A 17,309-nucleotide genomic window follows, 5' to 3' on the forward strand; every position below is an offset into this window, starting at 1 on the left:
GATTATTCCTTCTGGTTGTCAGAAGAAAGAAGCATCTGTGCCACGTCACAGAGTTCCTGATACCACTCCTCGCCAAAGCGGCGAACCAGCGGTTCTTTCAGAAACTGATATACGGGAAGGTCAAGAGCCTTCCCTTTTTTGCGTCCGCACTCACAGATATTCCAACGGTGATAGTTCAGGGCCACCGTTCCATCCGAAAAGACCTTCTCGCGAATAGGATACAGTGCACAACTGATGGGCTTACAGTAGCCCGTCAGACCTTTTCGGTAGGCCTTTTCCAGCGCACAGAGACAATTATCGCCATCATAACACGTAAAGACGCAGTCCTTGCCGCCCACAATGCTGGTCACCAGATCGCCCTCCTGGTCGGTGTAGGCCACACCTTGCTGGTCAATCACGCTCTGTGCCGAGGCCGACAAGTCATCCCACACCACATCAGTACTGTTCTCTATCTCCATCACTTCATCGATGGTCACCGGCGCACCGGCATCGCCTTCCACGCAGCAAATGCCCTTGCAGGTTTCGTAGTCGCAACAAAATTTCTCAGTAATGATATCCGAAGAGATGAGGATATCGCCTATTTGTATGATGGGAGGGATGTTCATTTTAATTGATAATTGACAATTGACAATTGATAATTATGAGTGAGGAAAACTAACCTATTCTCCCTACCACTCGATGGGGGTCTCGCCTACTTGTGCCAGATACTGGTTGCAGCGCGAGAACTGATGCTGACCGAACCAGCCACCACGGTTGGCCGATAGTGGTGAGGGGTGAACCGACTCCAGGACGAGGTTGCGAGTGCGGTCGATCATCGCAGCTTTAGAGCGGGCAAAGCCACCCCACAGCATATATACTATATGTTCGCGCGACGAAGCCAGCGCCTTGATAGCTGCATCGGTGAAGTGCTGCCATCCCAACGAAGCATGGCTGTTGGCCTGGTGTGCCCGCACGGTCAGTGTGGCATTGAGCAGCAACACGCCTTGACGGGCCCAGCGACTCAGGTCGCCCGACGTCGGCATGGGTGTGCCCAGGTCATCGTGTATCTCCTTGAAGATGTTCTGCAACGAAGGGGGAAAGGCCACCCCGTCCTGCACCGAGAAGCTCAGTCCATGGGCCTGACCCGGCTCATGATAGGGATCCTGACCGATGATGACCACCTTCACCTGGTCAAACGGACACAGGTTGAAGGCATTGAAGATCAACTTGCCCGGAGGATAGCACGCCCCTGCGGCATACTCACGCCTCACACCGTCGGTCAACTGTCCGAAGTAGGGCTTTTCAAACTCACCTTGCAGGTGCTGTTTCCACGTTTCCTCTATCTGTACGTTCATCGTCTTGTCATGTCTGTTTTGCCCACAAAGTTACAAACTTTTTCCCAATAAACATGGCCTATTCAACAAAAAGTAGTATATTTGCATCACTGATAGGCCGCAACCTAACACCACACTGAACGTCAAACTTAAAACCAAATGAATATGGATTTCCTTAACAACATTACCAACTATCTCGACACGTTCATCTTTCATCACGACTGGGAATGGCCCGTATGGGGCATCTTCTTCGTGGGCCTGCTGCTCATCGCCGTGGGACAGTTGAACCGTGAGGACAGAGAGCGCAGCAGCAAGAACACCGTCTATGCACAGGTGGCACTCTTCATCGTGCTCAGCCTGCTCGAACTGACGCAGTTTCTGTTTGCCGAAAGGCGCATCTGGTTTGTACGCCCCAGCGAGGTGGGCTGGCTGTGGACCATCATCAACGGTGCACTCATCATCACCATCTTCTTCTATCAGGTGAAACTGTTTAAGCGCACCCTCGACCTGGCCAACGAGCATGCCCAGCGCGAGTGCTCATGGCTGTGGGGGCTCATCGGCCTGCCCATCAGTGCGCTACTGGCCTTCTTGCTCTACTCGCACGGCCATCCTTGGTGGGCCATCACCATCATCGCCATTCCCCAACTGGCGCAGGTGGGACTAGCCGTCTATGCCACCATCAAGGGCGGTAAAGACTGGACCAACTTCAGTCTGACGCTGGCCGTCTATTTCATTGGCGGACTGGCCGTCACCATCGCCCTCTACGTCATTATCTGGGCCACCATCATCGCCATTGCAGGCTACGTGGCACTACTGTTGGCCAGCAAGTCGCTGTCAAAGCCCGTCGATAAGTCACAACTACAAACAGACGAAGAGGCAACACCCGTTCTCGAAGACGAATCAATAGCACAATAGCTCCCAGAATTTCTCCTCTTAGAGGAGGTTAGGAGAGGTCATAAGAAAAACGTGAGTCCCCTGTTTGGAGACTCACGTTTTTCTATTTATCATACTGGTTCTTTCAGCTTAGTCCTGAATCAGGTTCTCGCCAGTCATGTCGGCAGGCTTCTCCAGTCCCATGATGTGGAGGATAGAAGGAGCCACGTCGGCCAGACGACCGTCCTTCACCGTAGCCGAGTTGTTGTTGGTCACATAGATGAAAGGAACAGGGTTCAGCGAGTGAGCCGTGTTAGGTGTTCCGTCGGGGTTGATAGCGTTGTCGGCATTTCCGTGGTCGGCAATGATGATAGCCTCGTAGTCGTTGGCCTTAGCAGCCTCGATCACGTCTTTCACGCAGTTGTCAACAGCCCATACAGCCTTAGCGATAGCGTTGTAAACACCCGTGTGGCCCACCATATCACCGTTGGCGAAGTTCACCACAATGAAGTCATACTTAGCCTCGTTGATAGCTGCCACCAGCTTATCCTTCACCTCGAAGGCGCTCATCTCAGGCTTCAGGTCGTAGGTAGCCACCTTTGGAGAAGGAACCAGGATGCGGTCCTCACCCTCGTAGGGCTGCTCACGACCACCGTTGAAGAAGAATGTTACGTGTGCATACTTCTCGGTCTCGGCGGTGTGCAGCTGTTTCTTACCCTGCTGAGACAGGTATTCGCCCAGTGTGTTCTCTACGTTCTCCTTGGGGAAGAGGATGTTCACACCAGTGAAGCTTGCATCGTATGGCGTCATGCAGTAGTACTGCAGTCCGGGGATGGTCTTCATGCCCTGCTCAGGCATATCCTGCTGAGTCAGTACCACGGTGAGCTCCTTAGCACGGTCGTTACGGAAGTTGATGAAGATCACTACGTCGCCCTCTTCGATGCATCCGTTCACGGCGCTGTTGTGGATAGGCTTGATAAACTCGTCGGTTACGCCGTCGGCATAGCTCTCCTCTACGGCCTTCACCATATCGGTAGCCTGCTTACCAGTGCCATTCACGATGAGGTCATAACCCTCCTTCACGCGCTCCCAGCGCTTGTCGCGGTCCATGGCGTAGAAACGGCCAATGATGCTAGCGATGGCAGCGTCGTTGTCGGCACACACCTTAGTTACCTGCTCAATAAAGCCCTTACCGCTCTTGGGGTCGGTGTCACGACCATCCATGAAGCAGTGTACGAAGGTCTGGTTCTTCAGTCCATAGTGCTTACCCACCTCGATGAGCTTGAAGAGGTGATCAAGGCTTGAGTGCACACCACCGTCAGAGCAGAGGCCCATCAGGTGTAACTTCTTACCGTTCTCCTTAGCATAGGTATAAGCAGCCTTCACCTGGGGGTTCTCAACGATAGAACCATCCTTGCAGGCACGGTTAATCTTTACCAGGTCCTGATAAACGATGCGACCAGCACCGATGTTCAGGTGACCAACCTCCGAGTTACCCATTTGTCCGTCGGGCAGACCAACATCTTCGCCCGAAGCCATGAGCTGTGAGTGAGCCGAAGTAGCAGTCAACAAATCGAGGTAAGGTGTGGGAGTGTTGAAGATCACATCGCCCTTACCATGCTTACCGATTCCCCATCCATCGAGAATCATCAATAGCGCTTTCTTTGCCATAATAATTTCCTTTGCGTTTATATTATTTAATTAAGTATCAATATGTTCAAGGGTGCAAAATTAATCATTTTGCGCCACATAGCAAAACTTCTATGGCAACGAAATCGCTTTTTCTACAGTTAATTGATGCAATTCGCATCTTCTACCGCAACAATAGCTGCCGTATTGCATTGTCAAAGTGGCACTTCTAGCATACAATAGTGCCACCTTCAGCCAGTCAAAGCGACACTTTAACGGGCCAAAGGCGGCACTATCGTGGAATGATTGCTTCAATTACTTGAAGTCGAAGCCCATGCGCAGACCATCGTAGTTCTTAGACAGGTCGCTGATGGTGTTCATGGTCTTGTTGCCACTCAGTGCAGACATGGTCTGGAAGAGTGTGAGTAGCTTGGTTGACTCGAAGAGCAGACCGATACCATCGGCATTCTTCTTGGCATAGCAGGTCACATTGAGCAGCAGTGTTGACAGCACCACCTTGCCCGTAGAAGGTTCAAAGGTGTAAGTACCGCTCAGCTTCTTGCCAGCAATCTGTGCAGCAAAGGTCTTGTCTGCGTTGAAAGTGATGGTGGTGTTAGAAGCCTTCACACCCAGTTTGGTGAACGTGGGCAGCATCTTCTCCTTGATCTGCTGGGCAGCAATCTCGCCACCAGCCTGAGCCAACAGCTGCTGAGAGGTGAAGGCGCAACCAGGAGAGCTGTACTTCCAAGTGCCAACGATGCTCTTCTCGGTCATCTTGTCGAGGCCCAGCACGCTCTGGAACATATTGCTCAGAGCCTGTCCGTTGGTTGCAGCCTGCATCACGCTGCCCAGCACGTTGGTAGCAGCCGTTGTGGCATTGTTAGTTACTGTCGATGTTGCATCTTGGTTCAGTGCAATCGAACCGCAGCTGGCCATCATCATGGCGGCAGCTGCCCAAATCATCATGTTCTTTTTCATTGTTGTTTATAAATATAAAGAGTTAAAATACTTCCAACATATAGATAGCATCGAGCGACCACAATGCGGCATCGTTGGTAGAGATGCCCTTGGCGGGTGCCAACAGCGACTGCCACACGTGTGCACGGCGCTCCACATCGCGGTCTTTCCATGCCGCATAGGCATCGAGACGGCGCACTGGGAACTTGTTGCCACTGACCTTCAGAGCCATCTCACGGTAACGACGGGCGTGGTCAAGCCAAACACTCTCGAACTGAGGTGAGGGCAGCATCGGCATCAGCTCGTTCATCAGTTCAAAGCCTCCCATAATGGTACACAGGTGGTTGGTGTTAAGCAGACTGTCTGGTCCTTCGTAGGTGATTCGTCCTGTAGCAGGGTCATAGCCCAACGCCTTATTGCCCGTGAAGAGCCCATGCTTCAGGGCAGCCATCGACTGCAGCCCCACTTTGATCTTGTCGGCATAACGACGATTGCCCGTACGTTCCCACTCTGTCATCCAGTTGCCGGCATAAGCCAGCCAGTCGGGACCGATACGCAGTCGAGCCGGGGCCTGACAGGGATAGAGCGAACGAGGTTCGGCCAGACGCATGGGGTCTAGATGATAGAGCAGCGTGTCGCAGTCGGTCTGTGCATGCATCAGATCGCCCGTACGCTCATCGGCAGTGAGGTAGTAGAAAAAGCGCAAGAAGGCCGACTGCGAGATGCGCGCCTCCTTGGCGCCACAGCCCCAGTGGCTCACGTTATGTCGGCTGCCCAGCGGGGCAAAGGGACCGATGTGATAGGTGTCCACCTCACTGTTGTGGCGGGTCATGGCCGTGGCCATGCGCCAGATGTCGGCACGTCCGCTGCGCAGGAAACTATACCACAACCACATGGGCGACGCCAACTCTGTATTGTCCCAGGCAAAGCCACCCACATCGTAGCGCCACTCATGACGTTCCTCATCGTAGGCATGCATCACATCGCCATAGTTCCAGAAGCCATACCACTTGCAGCGCTCCGTCTCGCGCTGGAAGATGGTGATATAGTCGTCCAGTCGCTCCTCCACCTCGCGGTTGGCCGTGGGCAGCGACCAGATGCCGAAGGCGCGCTTGCTATGTAGGTATTCGGGGGTAGGCAATAGTTGATAGTTGCCCATCTGAGTATCATATTGAGGTTTCCCGGTGTAGGGCTGCAACCACAGTTCACTGGTACGACCGATGCCATAGGGCGTGCTCATGCCTTCCTGCACATCTTCGTAGCTAGACAACAGGCCGTGAGCAATGGTGTCGTAGTGGCACAGGTTCATCGCTTCTGCCTCGGGCGACCACAGGTACATGGTGAGTTGGGCCTCATTACTGCGGGCACGGTCCACCTGGATGGTGGAAGGATAACTCTGCCAGAAGTCGGTCAGGCGCAGACTGATACCACCTTCGGTGTCGCCCACGAACGCTTGTCCTGTGGCACGACAGCCCGTCAGCGTACCTATCCACGGACTACGGTCGGTGGCTCGCTTACGGATAGACCAGGCATTATCGGTGAGCTGCGACAGACGGAAGCCGTCCCACTGTGCCCACTCGCTGAGCAGCGTCTGCCCCTGCTCGTCGAAGGTTTCTGGTGCAGGAATGCGCTCTTGCTGCATCTGCAGCGCCTGCCAGTTGGTATCTCTCGATAGTGTGCGGCGACCGTCGAGCGGTTGTACAGGTTCGTGCCACAGCGAGTCGCCATCCACGGCAAAGGCTATATGACGGTTGTAGGCCTCGGTACGCATGGGCACGCCAAAGCGGACACCTAACGAGGTGATGAAGTCGCGCGACTGCTCACCATCATATATAAAAGAGTGAACAAGCTTCACTTGGTCGGTGCCTTGCCAGAAGTAGAGACGCAGGGTGAAAGGTAGCCAGCGGCGACCGTCTTTTCCTCCGTGACGCCCGGTCACTTTCACCACGGCAGAGGCCTTTCCCTGTCGTTCTATCGTAGCATGCTCGACCTTGGCCGTGTAACGACCCTTTGTGGTGGTGGCCACCAAGGTAGCACCGCTGCCAACCTTCAGTCCATCCACCAGCATACTATCGAGGAAGTTGTCGCCTTGCTTAGGAATAAACACCTGCAGGTGCTGGTTGGCGATATACAACTGGCGCCCCAGGTCCTTCACCGTGAGTGTGCCCTCTTTCTGAGCTGGGAAGACACCAGACACGCCCATCCACTTGACAGACCCATCGGGCCAGTAGGCCAAAGGCCAACAGTCGGCCGCAGCAAACTGACGGGCATCGGTCACCTTCTTCAGTTCGCCCTGAGCAAAAGGCACACCAAAGGTTGACGGCTGGGGCGTGGCAGGGGTAGCACCAATCCAATGCAGAGGTACCTCAGACTGCACTGGCAGTTGCTCCATGCGGAAATTCGTGATACGGATGCGCGAGAGCGTGGTGCGGAAACCAAACCAGCCACTGGTCAGCGGCGTCGGGTCGAGGTAGTCTACCAGCAGTTCGCCATCGACAAAGATGCGGGTGCGACCCTCGCGGGTGCTCTCCACACGCCAGTGATACCAATGGCCTGAGCGCAACAGGTGGGCGGCATCGGTATATTCCTTCCACACTGGTGGCACCTCGCCACCGCCCATATAACGGCGGAAACGCGTGGTAGAATTGTAGTTGCCACCATAGCCCAGGTAATACATCTGCAGCTGATAGCAGTTTTTGAACACACCCTGGCGCTGGTTCATGCGCTTAAAGACTGATGCAGTAGCCGGGTCACTGGCCATCCAGAAGAGGTTCATATCGCTCAGGCGGTCGTCGGTGACCAGCACATCGTAGTCCACTGCCATGCCTTGCTTCACAGCCTGTTTGCGCCATAGCGTCAGTCCTTTGGGCGCTACCACCTCACAGGTGTCGCCCGAGAACGACAAGCGATAGTCGGGAGCCTCGGATTCCACCGTCCAGTATTTCCTGAACGAACGAGCATCCAGCCCCGACTGTGCATGAACCATCAGCGCACAGACGACAGATAGCAGAAGACTAAAAATCCGTTTTTCCATCGACGCTGAAGATTGGTTCATTGGTGTTTATCTCTTGATCGTAGAAATGCACCGCACTATCGTTCATCTTGGGATGCTGAGCCTTGAGCAGACTCAGTATTTCGGCACCTGCCCAGACGACGGGACCATAGCCGTGGGCGGCCATCACATGAACAGGACGATAGGCGTAGAAGGCGGCATCAAATCCCATGCCGGTGCCCACGCAGACGCCAGTCACCTGACCACGATCGTTGACAGCTTTTTCTACAGCATGCCAACCGAGCATAACAACAGGTCCGTAGGCCTTAGCATCGAGCCACCCCTTGTTGATGGCGTGAGCCATGCAATAGGTAAAGATGGCGGTGCATGACGTTTCCTCATAGGTTTCTGGACGGTCTAGCAACTGGTGCCAGTAGCCATCGATGCCCTGCAGTCGGGCCAATCCCTCGGCATGTTGCTGCAACAGCTTGACGATGGCCTGACGCTGCGGATGCTGCTGGGGCAGCACATCGAGAACCTCACAGAGGGTGAGGATGGCCCAGCCGTTGGCACGCCCCCAGTGATAGGCAGGATGCGGGTTCATACCCTCCACCCATCCATGGCGGAACAACTGTTTCTCGGGCACAAACATACGCTGAGCGAATTGCTGCACCTGCGTGGCAGCCTGATCGAAGTACTTTGTATTGCCTGTATAAAGTCCCATGTGGGCCACGGTGGGGATACCCATAAACATGTCGTCTAGCCACAGTGTGTTGTGCTGAGGGCGCAGACGGGCAAAGGTACCATCGGCCAGTCGGTACTCCTTATTTAATATATAAGCGCTGTAGTTATTGATGAGGGCTTCCAACTGCAGCGACTTGTCGGCCACACTGGCCTTGATCATCGACGAACAGACAGCGCCTGCATCGTCGAGCGCTTGCGGGTCAACAACCTTGCGCATCAAGGGGTCAATCTTCTTGCCCTGCTTGCTGAGTCGTGTGAAATAGGGGGCGGCAGCAGCCAGAAGACGATAGCGCTCGTAAACATAGTCACGATAGGCCACATCGCCCGTGGTCTTATAGGCAGCCATCATGGCCGAGTAGGTGACGCCCCACTCGTAGCTGGTCAGTCGGAAGTCGCCGCGGCGCAACTGGCTGTTCTCGTTGATGGTCTTGTAATCGGTGATGACGCGATGCGTCTTGCTGTCCTCAATCACGGCGGGGGTGGACTGCTGCAGATAGTGCAGCACGCGGTCCATGGTTTGCTTCACGGCTCCAGCCTCAGGCACACCGTAGCCACACTTGTAGGCCGGCTTCATGAGGTGCAGCGGCGTGTTCGAGTCGTTGACTTGCTGTGCTTTCGTCGTGGTGCAACAGATCAACGCCAAAAGAATAAGATTTGTTTTCAATTTGTTCATAGTCGTTGTTTCATAGTTTGTATTTTCTGTCGTAGATAGTCCTTGAAATCGTCGTTCTCCAGCACGTCGATGTCTTCCATGAGTCCCAGCACGAAACGACCGATGCCCTTAAACGAGCTGACGGGTAGCTCCACCAGCCAGTGGTCATTGCCGTCGGGCTCAATATAGCGCTCGCTCTGGGGGTATTCCTCGCGTAGCAGACTGGCCGACAGTCGGCCCAGTCGCAGTTTGACCAGCTGCTGACTCTCGCTACTGAACATAAAGATGTCGGTCAACATCTCGCGGTGATACTTCTCGTATTGCCAGAAGAGGTCCAGTATCTTCACGTCTTGCACACGCGACAGCTTAAACGTCTTGTTCATCTTGGACGCTATCTCGAAGCAGCGCACCTTCTGATTGCCGTTCAAGAACAGGAACGGCTCTACGAGGCGGTTGCTCAGCGTATTGCTGTTGGCCGAGGAGTAGCCCTCGAGCACCACGGTGCGTTTCTGCTTGATGGCATCATAGATAGACGACACGTTGCGCCCCACCTGCTCGCGCAGCTCCACATTGTCGAGGATGTCCAGGTCGTAGAGCTTGTCCAGCTTCTGCTTCAGGCGTTGCATCTGCTGACTGTCATCGCCAGTCTTGTCCAGGATATGGCGCATCATGATGGCCTCATCCTCGGTGAAGTGGACGGCGGCATCGAGCTTCTTGAACCACGGCGAGTCCTTGCGTATGCGGTAGTAGGGCTTATTGTTCTCTACGTGGAAGCCCATAAACTTGAACGACTCTAAATAATAATACAGATTGCGGCGCGAAATGTCTATCTTATTGCAGATATCCGCCACCGTATAGTGATGGTTCTCGATGAGCAGCAGTAGCAGTCGCAGCTCTCTTTCCAGTTTATCGTGTCGCATATTTTTTAATTGACAATTGATAATTGACAATTGATAATTGTTAGTCTTCGAAGGGAAGGCTTAATTGTCCGTCGCCAAGCAGGTTGTAGCTCATGCGGTGATAGGGCGTGGTACCATATTGGCGAATGGCCTCGCGGTGTTTCTTGGTGGGATAGCCCTTGTTCGACTTCCAGTCGTACTGCGGATACGCCTCGGCCAACTGATTCATATAGTCATCGCGGTAAGTCTTGGCCAGGATAGAGGCCGCCGCAATGGCCAAATACTTGCCGTCGCCCTTCACAATGGTGGTATGGGGAAGCGGCTCAGCGGTGGCGGGATCCTTGTAGGGCTTGAAGCGGTTGCCATCCACGATGACGGCCTGTGGGCGCACCTTTAATTGGTCGAGGGCACGGTGCATGGCCAGGATAGAGGCATTCAATATATTAATACGGTCTATCTCCTCGGGCGTCACGATGCCCACGGCCCATGCCACGGCATCGCGCTCAATCTGCTTGCGCAACTCGTAACGCCGCTTCTCGGTGAGTTGCTTAGAGTCGTTCAACAGTTCATTCTGGTAGTCGGGCGGCAGGATAACTGCAGCAGCATAAACGCTGCCAGCCAGACAACCACGGCCAGCCTCATCGCAACCAGCCTCTACCAATCCTTCGTAGTAATGGTTAAGCAACATCGTTTTCTTCATTTTAGGCTACAAAAATACTAAAAATAATTAAAAACCTGCATTTTTAACACAAAAAGTTTCTTTTGTGAACTTATATTGCACTCTTACTCCTTTATTTTGCACCCAGAAAAGAAAACAAAAAGCTTAGCATTATGAATACAGAACTATTAATCCGCGAAGAGAAAATGAACACAGTGATGAATCTCAGCGCTGCCATCATGCAGCCAATAGAGAAGCTGGCGCATTACTACGGCAGCGTGCTGGGTCGCAAAATCAACATCAACCAGACGCTGCACCTGCTCAATGCGCAGGTGGCCTTCCTGGCCACAGTATTCCCCGATTGTTCCATGGCCATCAAGGCTGTATGCCTGGCGTGGTTTGTGGCTGCTGTCCTGAAGTGTCGCGAGAAGCTGGCATAGCCGACCGTCTGCATAGAAATAAAAAGGCCTCCCCGAACTGGGGAGGCCAGCACTATCCTCCAGATAAGGGAGGTTAGGTAGGAGTTAGAACATTTTAGATACACGGTGGATGCCTTCGACGAGGGTGTCCACCTCTTTTTTTGTGTTATACAGGGCAAACGAAGCGCGAACGGTGCCGCTGATGCCAAGGCGATCCATCAGAGGCTGGGCGCAGTGGTGACCGGTGCGGACAGCAATGCCCAGACGATCAAGCAGTGTTCCCATGTCCAGATGGTGGATGTCGCCAACATTGAAGCTGACCACGGCGTCTTTTTTAACTGAGAGGTGAGAGGTGAGAGATGAGAGGGTCTCGTCTGGGCCGTAGATCTTTATGCCGTCTATTGTCTTTAGCTGCTGCATGCAGTAGAGGGTGAGCTCGCGCTCGTGCTGCTGGATGGCATCGAAACCTACGGAATCAATATACTCAATAGCCTTGGCCAAACCATGAGTAGCCACATAGTCGGGGGTACCGGCCTCAAACTTGAACGGCAGGCGCTCGAAGGTGGTCTTTGCCCACGTCACCTTGTCGATCATCTCGCCACCACCCTGATAGGGAGGCAACTTCTCGAGCCACGCTTCCTTGCCATAGAGCACGCCAATGCCCGTAGGACCATACATTTTATGACCACTAAAGGCAAAGAAGTCGCAGTCAATCTTCTGTACATCTATCGCCATGTGGGGAGCACTCTGGGCACCATCCACCAGCACGGGAATGCCATGAGCATGCGCCACGCTGATGATTTGCTCAACGGGGTTTACCGTGCCTAGCACGTTGCTGACATGCGCCACGCTGACAATCTTGGTCTTCTCGGTGATGAGCGATTCCAACTGATCTAGACAGAGGAGACCATCGTCGGTGATGGGGATATGCTTCACCACGATGCCGCGCTTCATGGCCTGCAGTTGCCACGACACGATGTTAGAGTGGTGCTCCATCTCGGTGACCAGCACCTCATCGCCAGCCTGCATCTGCGACTCGCAGAACGACGAAGCCACCAGGTTGATGGCCTCGGTGGTGCCGCGGGTGAAGATAATCTCTTCGGTCTTGCGGGCGTTGACAAAGCGGCGCACCGTCTCGCGGGCAGCTTCGTGCAGGTCGGTAGCCTGCTGCGAAAGGTAGTGCACACCACGATGCACGTTGGCATTCACGTTGAGATACTCGTCGCGCATGGCATCGAGCACGCACAGGGGCTTCTGCGTGGTAGCCGCATTATCCAGATAGACCAGGGGTTTTCCATATACTTCCCGCTGCAGGATGGGGAAGTCTTCGCGTATCTTATCAAGTTCAAACATTGCTCTTCTCTTAAATATGTGGCAAAGTTACAAATATTTAGCCAAATAACTATGCGTTTTAAAAACATTTTCGCTTCGCAACCCAAAATGGCCGTTTTATACCGCAAGAGCGGTAGGATGATGCAGCAAGAGTGGCAGTATAACGATGCAAAAGTGGCTGTTTTAACTCGCAATAGTGGCACTTTTGAGTTGAATCTAGACCCTAGATCGTCCTATTCTAGACTCTAGATCGACCCATCCTAGACTCTAGATCGACCCATTCTAGACTCTAGAATCATTCTTTCTAGCCCCTAGAACTGAAACAATACTTTTACTATTACAAAACAAGAGTGGCACTTTAGCACAGGAAGACCTTAGGTTTGCCGTAATGAAAGTGCCACTTTAGTTACGGCAAACAAAGACTTTCCCGTAACGAAAGTGGGACTTTCATTACGGGAAAGCTATCTAGTCTATTTAGTATCAAAGGGGGACGGCTCTTATTTGCAAAGTTTGCAGCCTTCACACTTGTTCAGTTCGCCACGGAAGCGCTTCTCTACCAAGTGGTGGAGACGGTCGCGGAGGGGTTCGAGCTCCATCTTGTCGATGACCTCATTGATGAAGGCATTCTGCAACAGCAGCTTGGCTTCCTGCAGCGAGATGCCGCGCTGGCGCATGTAGAAGAGGGCGGCATCGTTGAGCTGACCTACGGTAGAGCCGTGAGCACACTTCACATCGTCGGCATAGATCTCGAGCATGGGCTGGGTGTACATGCGGGCCTCCTTGGTGGCCGTCAGGTTCTGATTGGTCATCTGCGAAGAGGTCTTCTGCGCACCATGTTCCACCAGCACTCTGCCAGCAAAGGCACCTACGGCCTTGTCGTCGAGCACATATTTGTAAAGTTCGTTAGAGGTGCAGTGGGGCACGCGGTGAACGATCAGGGTGTTGTTGTCCACATGCTGCTGCTTGTCGGCTATCACGCATCCATAGCACTGGCACTCGGCACCCTCGCCATTGAAGACCAGGTCGAGACGGTTGCGCGTGATGCCGTTGTGCAGGGTGATGACATTGTGGTTCACACGGCTGTTGGCCTGTTGCGAGATATAGACATTGCTCAGGCGCACATTCTTGTGATGCGTCTCCTCCATGCAGTAGAGGTCGAGCGAGGCGTTCTCGCCGACGCATGCCTCGATGACCTGTGTGGCCAGGAAGTGGCGGTCGTCGGCAGCATGATCGCAAAACAGCATCTTGACCTCGGCACCCTCTTCGACCACAATCAGCACGCGGCGATTGACCATCAGGTCGGGCACCTGGCGCTGGGCGTTCTGGGGGGTGGCTTTCAGGATGTTGATGACCTGAATGGTGCGGTCCACCTTGACATTGCGTGGCACATAGACCAGCAGGCCGTCTTGCGCCAACATGGTGTTGAGCGCCGTGATGCCATCGTCAGAGGTCTTGGCCAACTTGCCATAATACTGAGCCACCACCTCGGGATAGTCGCGCATGGAACCCACGATGACGCCTTCAGGCAGATGCGCCTTGGGCTTGTCGTCGTGGTAGAACATGTCGTTGACCACAAAGTAGAGGCTGGTGCTGAGGTTGGGCACGTCGCAGCGGAAGGCCTCATAGGGATCTACCGGAATCTGCAGGCGACTCAGGTTCACACCATAGTCGGGCTCAAAGAGCTTCTGCACGTCGGTGTATTTATAGCGCTCCACCTTCTTGCTGGGAAATCCAGCAGACACGAAGTCGCTGAAAGCCTCATCACGCACGGCGTTCATGGGCTCTGGGGCATGCGAGAAAATCAGCTCGCGCGCCTCTTTGTATAATTCTATGTATTGCTGTTCTGACTGCATATCAAGTGTGGTAGCAAAATTCTTCACTCTTCACTTTTCACTCATCACTGGCGTACGAGCTACTCTTCTCCGATCTCTTCCTTAATCCAGTCGTAGCCGTGCTCCTGAATCTGCTTGGCAAGTTCAGGACCGCCAGTCTTCACGATGCGGCCCTTGTAGAGCACATGTACAAACTGCGGACGAATCATTTCGAGTAGACGGTCGTAGTGGGTAATCACGATGCACGACGTCTCGGGCGTCTGCAACTTGTTGACACCCTCGGCCACGATACGCATGGCATCGACATCAAGACCTGAGTCGGTCTCGTCGAGGATAGAGAGTTTGGGCTCGAGCATGGCCATCTGGAAAATCTCGTTGCGCTTCTTCTCACCACCGCTGAAGCCCTCGTTCACCGAACGGTTGGCCAACTTTGAGTCGAGCTCCACGATCTTGCGCTTCTCGCGCTGCAGCTTCAGGAACTCGGCAGCATTCAGCGGTTCCAAGCCGTGGTACTTGCGCTTCTCGTTGATGGCGGCCTTCATGAAGTTGGTCATCGAAACGCCGGGAATCTCTACAGGATACTGGAACGAGAGGAACAGACCCTCGTGGGCTCTGTCTTCGGGTTTCATCTCCAGCAGGTTCTTACCATTGAAGAAGGCCTCGCCCTCGGTCACCTCATAGAGGGGATTGCCCACCAGCACAGCGCTCAGCGTGCTTTTTCCCGAGCCGTTAGGACCCATAATGGCATGCGTCTCGCCATCATTGATTACCAGGTCGATGCCTTTCAATATCTCCTTCTCACCAATCTTGGCATGCAGATTCTTTACTTCTAACATCTTTTTCTTTCTTTTTGCCTGCAAAGTTACAATTAAGTAGGCACACTACAAAAGAAAAAATCATAAAATAAGAAAAATAATTAGCTTTGTTTTATGCTCGTCTAACCTTTTTATTGTATCTTTGCAATCATAAAGACAACAAGACTATGAAGCTACTACGAATAACAAAACACTCCATATATGCACTGACCATCATGGCTGCCGTGTTGGTGCTACTGACAGCATGCAACAGCACGCAGGCTGAGCAGACCAGCATCGTGAAGGCCGACTCGCTGATGAACGAAGCCTACCTGAGGCACGACTACGACTCGGTCTTGTTGCTGGCAGACCGCTTTGAGGCGAATCATGAGATGACACCCATGAAGGTGTACTACTGGCGCGGCTATGCCTACTCCAGACAGAAGAAGGTGAGACTGGCCGAGAAACAGTGGCGCAAGGCGTTCGAGATCAGCATCGACACCGACGAGGACATGGACTACTATGCCAAGTGCGCCAACCGCCTGTCGGGACTGCTGCTGGTGAAAGGCGACCACGATGCCATCATGAAAGACATCGTGCCAGCCATGCAGCGACTGAAAGAAGTCAAGAAAGACAATAGCACAGACTTTGCCTTTATGCAGGTGGCGGTGGGCAGTTGCCAGCTACAGCTGGGCAACCCAAAGGATGCTGCCGATGATTTTGAAGACGCCTATACCAAATACCTCGACATTATCAGGAAAGATCCAAGCATCAGCAACTTTACCAGTGCCATCGTTGGCGTCATCAACATGACCGAACAGAACCTAGCGGTCAGAGACTACCTGGAAGCACGCGACTGGACCGAGCACTTCGCTGAACTACTGAAACAATACATGCAGCTGCCTTCACCCGACAAGGTGTTCCTTGACAAGCAACTGGGCCGACTCAACCTTTACCGCGCCACTGCACTACAAGGACTAGGACACGAAGCTGAAGCCAAAGCTGCTTACAACAGAGCCTTAAAAACCAACTATGCCAAGACTGCCGAAGGACAGTATGAGGCCATCAGCTATCTGATGACGGCTCAGCGATGGCAAGAGGCTACACGTTGTTTCGAACGTCTTGACGAACTGAACCAACGCTATGAAAGAACGTTGTCGTTGGAATACCTTCACAACTTCCTAATACCAAAATACCAAGCCAACATCAATGCTGGCAAGACAGACTCGGCACTGGCCGTAGGTACTAAGATCTACGTGGAACTGGACTCGGCCATCGTGCGAATGCAGCGCGATGATGCGGCAGAGCTAGCTACGCTCTACAACACACAACAGAAGGAGACGGAACTGGCAGAACAGAAGGCACAGATGGAGCGTCATCGCTTCTGGAACCTGGTGGTGGTGTTTGCCATCTTCAACATTGGTTTCTTCCTGATTCACTACCTACGCATGCAGTCGTCCAAACGACTGAAGAAAGCCTACCTGCAACTGGAGGAAGCTAACGAGCGAACCAAGGAGGCATCGCGCATGAAGACGTCGTTCATTCAGCAGATCTCACATGAGATCAGAACGCCTCTGAACATCCTGTCGGGCTTTACACAGGTGATCACAACGCCTGGCATGGAACTTGACGAGGAAACACGAAAAGATGTCAATCAGAAAATCATTGAGAATACCAACCGCATCACGGGATTGGTGAACAAGATGCTGGAACTGAGCGATGCTAACAGCAAAACGGTGTTGGACCGCAACGACCATATCCCTGCCCTACAGGTGGTGGCCCTGGCCATGGATAGTTTCTCGAACACGGAGAAATACAAGATTCCCATCGACCTGGAACTGGGCGAAGGCACCGACAACCTGATGATCACCACCAACGAGCAGGCTGCCAGACGTGCGCTGACGCTGCTCCTCGACAATGCTGAGAAATTTACGAAAGAAGGAAAAATCACGTTGAAGACGGAAGTTGACGACAAGCAGGTTCGCTTCATCGTGGAAGATACAGGTATCGGCATACCTGCTGACAAGGCCGAGGTGATCTTCGAAGAGTTCGTGCAATTGGACGACTACTACGAAGGTACCGGCATCGGTCTGACCGTGGCACGCAGTCTTTGTCGCCGTCTGGAAGGCGAAATCGTGCTCGACACCAGCTATACCGGCGGAGCACGATTTATCATGACGCTGCCCTTAGACAGCCTACAGTCGCAAAATTAAGT

Annotated in this window: 14 protein-coding genes; 3 read left to right on the forward strand and 11 right to left on the reverse strand. The window is 53.3% G+C overall.

All coding sequences use genetic code 11. The annotated features are described in order from the left end of the window. Positions 1-2: 2 nt before the first annotated feature. A complete protein-coding gene (locus tag T496_RS0110355; protein WP_027450691.1) occupies positions 3-605 on the reverse strand; it encodes a DUF3109 family protein in 603 nt (200 codons plus the stop codon). A 63-nt stretch (positions 606-668) separates the two neighbouring features. Beyond that, on the reverse strand, positions 669-1,334 hold the full coding sequence (ung, locus tag T496_RS0110360; protein WP_027450692.1) for a uracil-DNA glycosylase: 666 nt from the start codon (positions 1,332-1,334) through the stop codon (positions 669-671). A 144-nt stretch (positions 1,335-1,478) separates the two neighbouring features. Between ung and T496_RS0110365 the strand changes: the two genes are divergently transcribed. Next, on the forward strand, positions 1,479-2,228 hold the full coding sequence (locus T496_RS0110365) for a hypothetical protein (protein WP_155808192.1): 750 nt from the start codon (positions 1,479-1,481) through the stop codon (positions 2,226-2,228). 108 nt (positions 2,229-2,336) lie between these two features. Here T496_RS0110365 and gpmI read toward each other — a convergent pair whose 3' ends face one another. The 6 genes from gpmI to T496_RS0110395 form a co-directional block, all read right to left on the reverse strand. Then, entirely contained in the window at positions 2,337-3,857 is a 1,521-nt protein-coding gene (gene gpmI / locus T496_RS0110370) for a 2,3-bisphosphoglycerate-independent phosphoglycerate mutase (RefSeq protein WP_027450694.1), read from the reverse strand. A 273-nt stretch (positions 3,858-4,130) separates the two neighbouring features. After that, positions 4,131-4,793, reverse strand: coding sequence for a DUF4923 family protein (locus T496_RS0110375; RefSeq protein WP_027450695.1), 663 nt, complete (start codon positions 4,791-4,793; stop codon positions 4,131-4,133). A 22-nt stretch (positions 4,794-4,815) separates the two neighbouring features. Continuing rightward, complete coding sequence (locus tag T496_RS0110380; protein WP_052342182.1) at positions 4,816-7,806, reverse strand: exo-rhamnogalacturonan lyase family protein; 2,991 nt, start codon at positions 7,804-7,806, stop codon at positions 4,816-4,818. Further along, positions 7,787-9,181 (reverse strand): glycoside hydrolase family 88/105 protein, encoded by a 1,395-nt coding sequence (locus T496_RS0110385; protein ID WP_027450697.1) that lies wholly within the window; start codon positions 9,179-9,181, stop codon positions 7,787-7,789. The genes T496_RS0110380 and T496_RS0110385 overlap by 20 nt, the downstream gene beginning before the upstream one ends. Beyond that, entirely contained in the window at positions 9,178-10,080 is a 903-nt protein-coding gene (locus T496_RS0110390; RefSeq protein ID WP_027450698.1) for a WYL domain-containing protein, read from the reverse strand. Before T496_RS0110390 ends, T496_RS0110385 begins: the two co-directional genes overlap by 4 nt. 40 nt (positions 10,081-10,120) lie before the next feature. Beyond that, positions 10,121-10,747, reverse strand: a complete 627-nt coding sequence (locus T496_RS0110395) for a ribonuclease HII (protein WP_027450699.1) — start codon at positions 10,745-10,747, stop codon at positions 10,121-10,123. Between the two features lie 143 nt (positions 10,748-10,890). Between T496_RS0110395 and T496_RS0110400 the strand changes: the two genes are divergently transcribed. Next, a complete protein-coding gene (locus T496_RS0110400; protein WP_027450700.1) occupies positions 10,891-11,157 on the forward strand; it encodes a hypothetical protein in 267 nt (88 codons plus the stop codon). Positions 11,158-11,241: 84 nt separating this feature from the next. Here T496_RS0110400 and T496_RS0110405 read toward each other — a convergent pair whose 3' ends face one another. From T496_RS0110405 to sufC, 3 genes are all read right to left on the reverse strand, one after another. Beyond that, the gene (locus tag T496_RS0110405) at positions 11,242-12,489 is read right to left on the reverse strand and encodes an aminotransferase class V-fold PLP-dependent enzyme (protein WP_027450701.1); all 1,248 of its coding nucleotides are present in this window, start codon (positions 12,487-12,489) and stop codon (positions 11,242-11,244) included. A 476-nt stretch (positions 12,490-12,965) separates the two neighbouring features. Beyond that, positions 12,966-14,321 carry a Fe-S cluster assembly protein SufD gene (sufD, locus tag T496_RS0110415; protein ID WP_027450703.1) on the reverse strand — a complete coding sequence of 452 codons (1,356 nt, stop codon included), beginning with the start codon at positions 14,319-14,321 and terminating at the stop codon, positions 12,966-12,968. A gap of 59 nt (positions 14,322-14,380) precedes the next feature. Further along, positions 14,381-15,136: a Fe-S cluster assembly ATPase SufC gene (gene sufC / locus T496_RS0110420; protein WP_027450704.1), complete on the reverse strand. Its 756-nt coding sequence runs from the start codon at positions 15,134-15,136 to the stop codon at positions 14,381-14,383. Between the two features lie 146 nt (positions 15,137-15,282). Between sufC and T496_RS0110425 the strand changes: the two genes are divergently transcribed. Continuing rightward, positions 15,283-17,307 carry an ATP-binding protein gene (locus tag T496_RS0110425; RefSeq protein ID WP_027450705.1) on the forward strand — a complete coding sequence of 675 codons (2,025 nt, stop codon included), beginning with the start codon at positions 15,283-15,285 and terminating at the stop codon, positions 17,305-17,307. Positions 17,308-17,309 lie beyond the last annotated feature (2 nt).

The organism is Xylanibacter brevis P6B11, from assembly GCF_000621825.1.
GTDB lineage: Bacteria > Bacteroidota > Bacteroidia > Bacteroidales > Bacteroidaceae > Prevotella > Prevotella brevis.

Coding starts and splice junctions, on each gene's coding strand:
- T496_RS0110355 (WP_027450691.1), bottom strand. CDS start 605: ATGAACATCCCTCCCATCATACAAATAGGCGATATCCTCATCTCTTCG.
- ung (WP_027450692.1), bottom strand. CDS start 1,334: ATGAACGTACAGATAGAGGAAACGTGGAAACAGCACCTGCAAGGTGAG.
- T496_RS0110365 (WP_155808192.1), top strand. CDS start 1,479: ATGGATTTCCTTAACAACATTACCAACTATCTCGACACGTTCATCTTT.
- gpmI (WP_027450694.1), bottom strand. CDS start 3,857: ATGGCAAAGAAAGCGCTATTGATGATTCTCGATGGATGGGGAATCGGT.
- T496_RS0110375 (WP_027450695.1), bottom strand. CDS start 4,793: ATGAAAAAGAACATGATGATTTGGGCAGCTGCCGCCATGATGATGGCC.
- T496_RS0110380 (WP_052342182.1), bottom strand. CDS start 7,806: ATGGAAAAACGGATTTTTAGTCTTCTGCTATCTGTCGTCTGTGCGCTG.
- T496_RS0110385 (WP_027450697.1), bottom strand. CDS start 9,181: ATGAACAAATTGAAAACAAATCTTATTCTTTTGGCGTTGATCTGTTGC.
- T496_RS0110390 (WP_027450698.1), bottom strand. CDS start 10,080: ATGCGACACGATAAACTGGAAAGAGAGCTGCGACTGCTACTGCTGCTC.
- T496_RS0110395 (WP_027450699.1), bottom strand. CDS start 10,747: ATGTTGCTTAACCATTACTACGAAGGATTGGTAGAGGCTGGTTGCGAT.
- T496_RS0110400 (WP_027450700.1), top strand. CDS start 10,891: ATGAATACAGAACTATTAATCCGCGAAGAGAAAATGAACACAGTGATG.
- T496_RS0110405 (WP_027450701.1), bottom strand. CDS start 12,489: ATGTTTGAACTTGATAAGATACGCGAAGACTTCCCCATCCTGCAGCGG.
- sufD (WP_027450703.1), bottom strand. CDS start 14,321: ATGCAGTCAGAACAGCAATACATAGAATTATACAAAGAGGCGCGCGAG.
- sufC (WP_027450704.1), bottom strand. CDS start 15,136: ATGTTAGAAGTAAAGAATCTGCATGCCAAGATTGGTGAGAAGGAGATA.
- T496_RS0110425 (WP_027450705.1), top strand. CDS start 15,283: ATGAAGCTACTACGAATAACAAAACACTCCATATATGCACTGACCATC.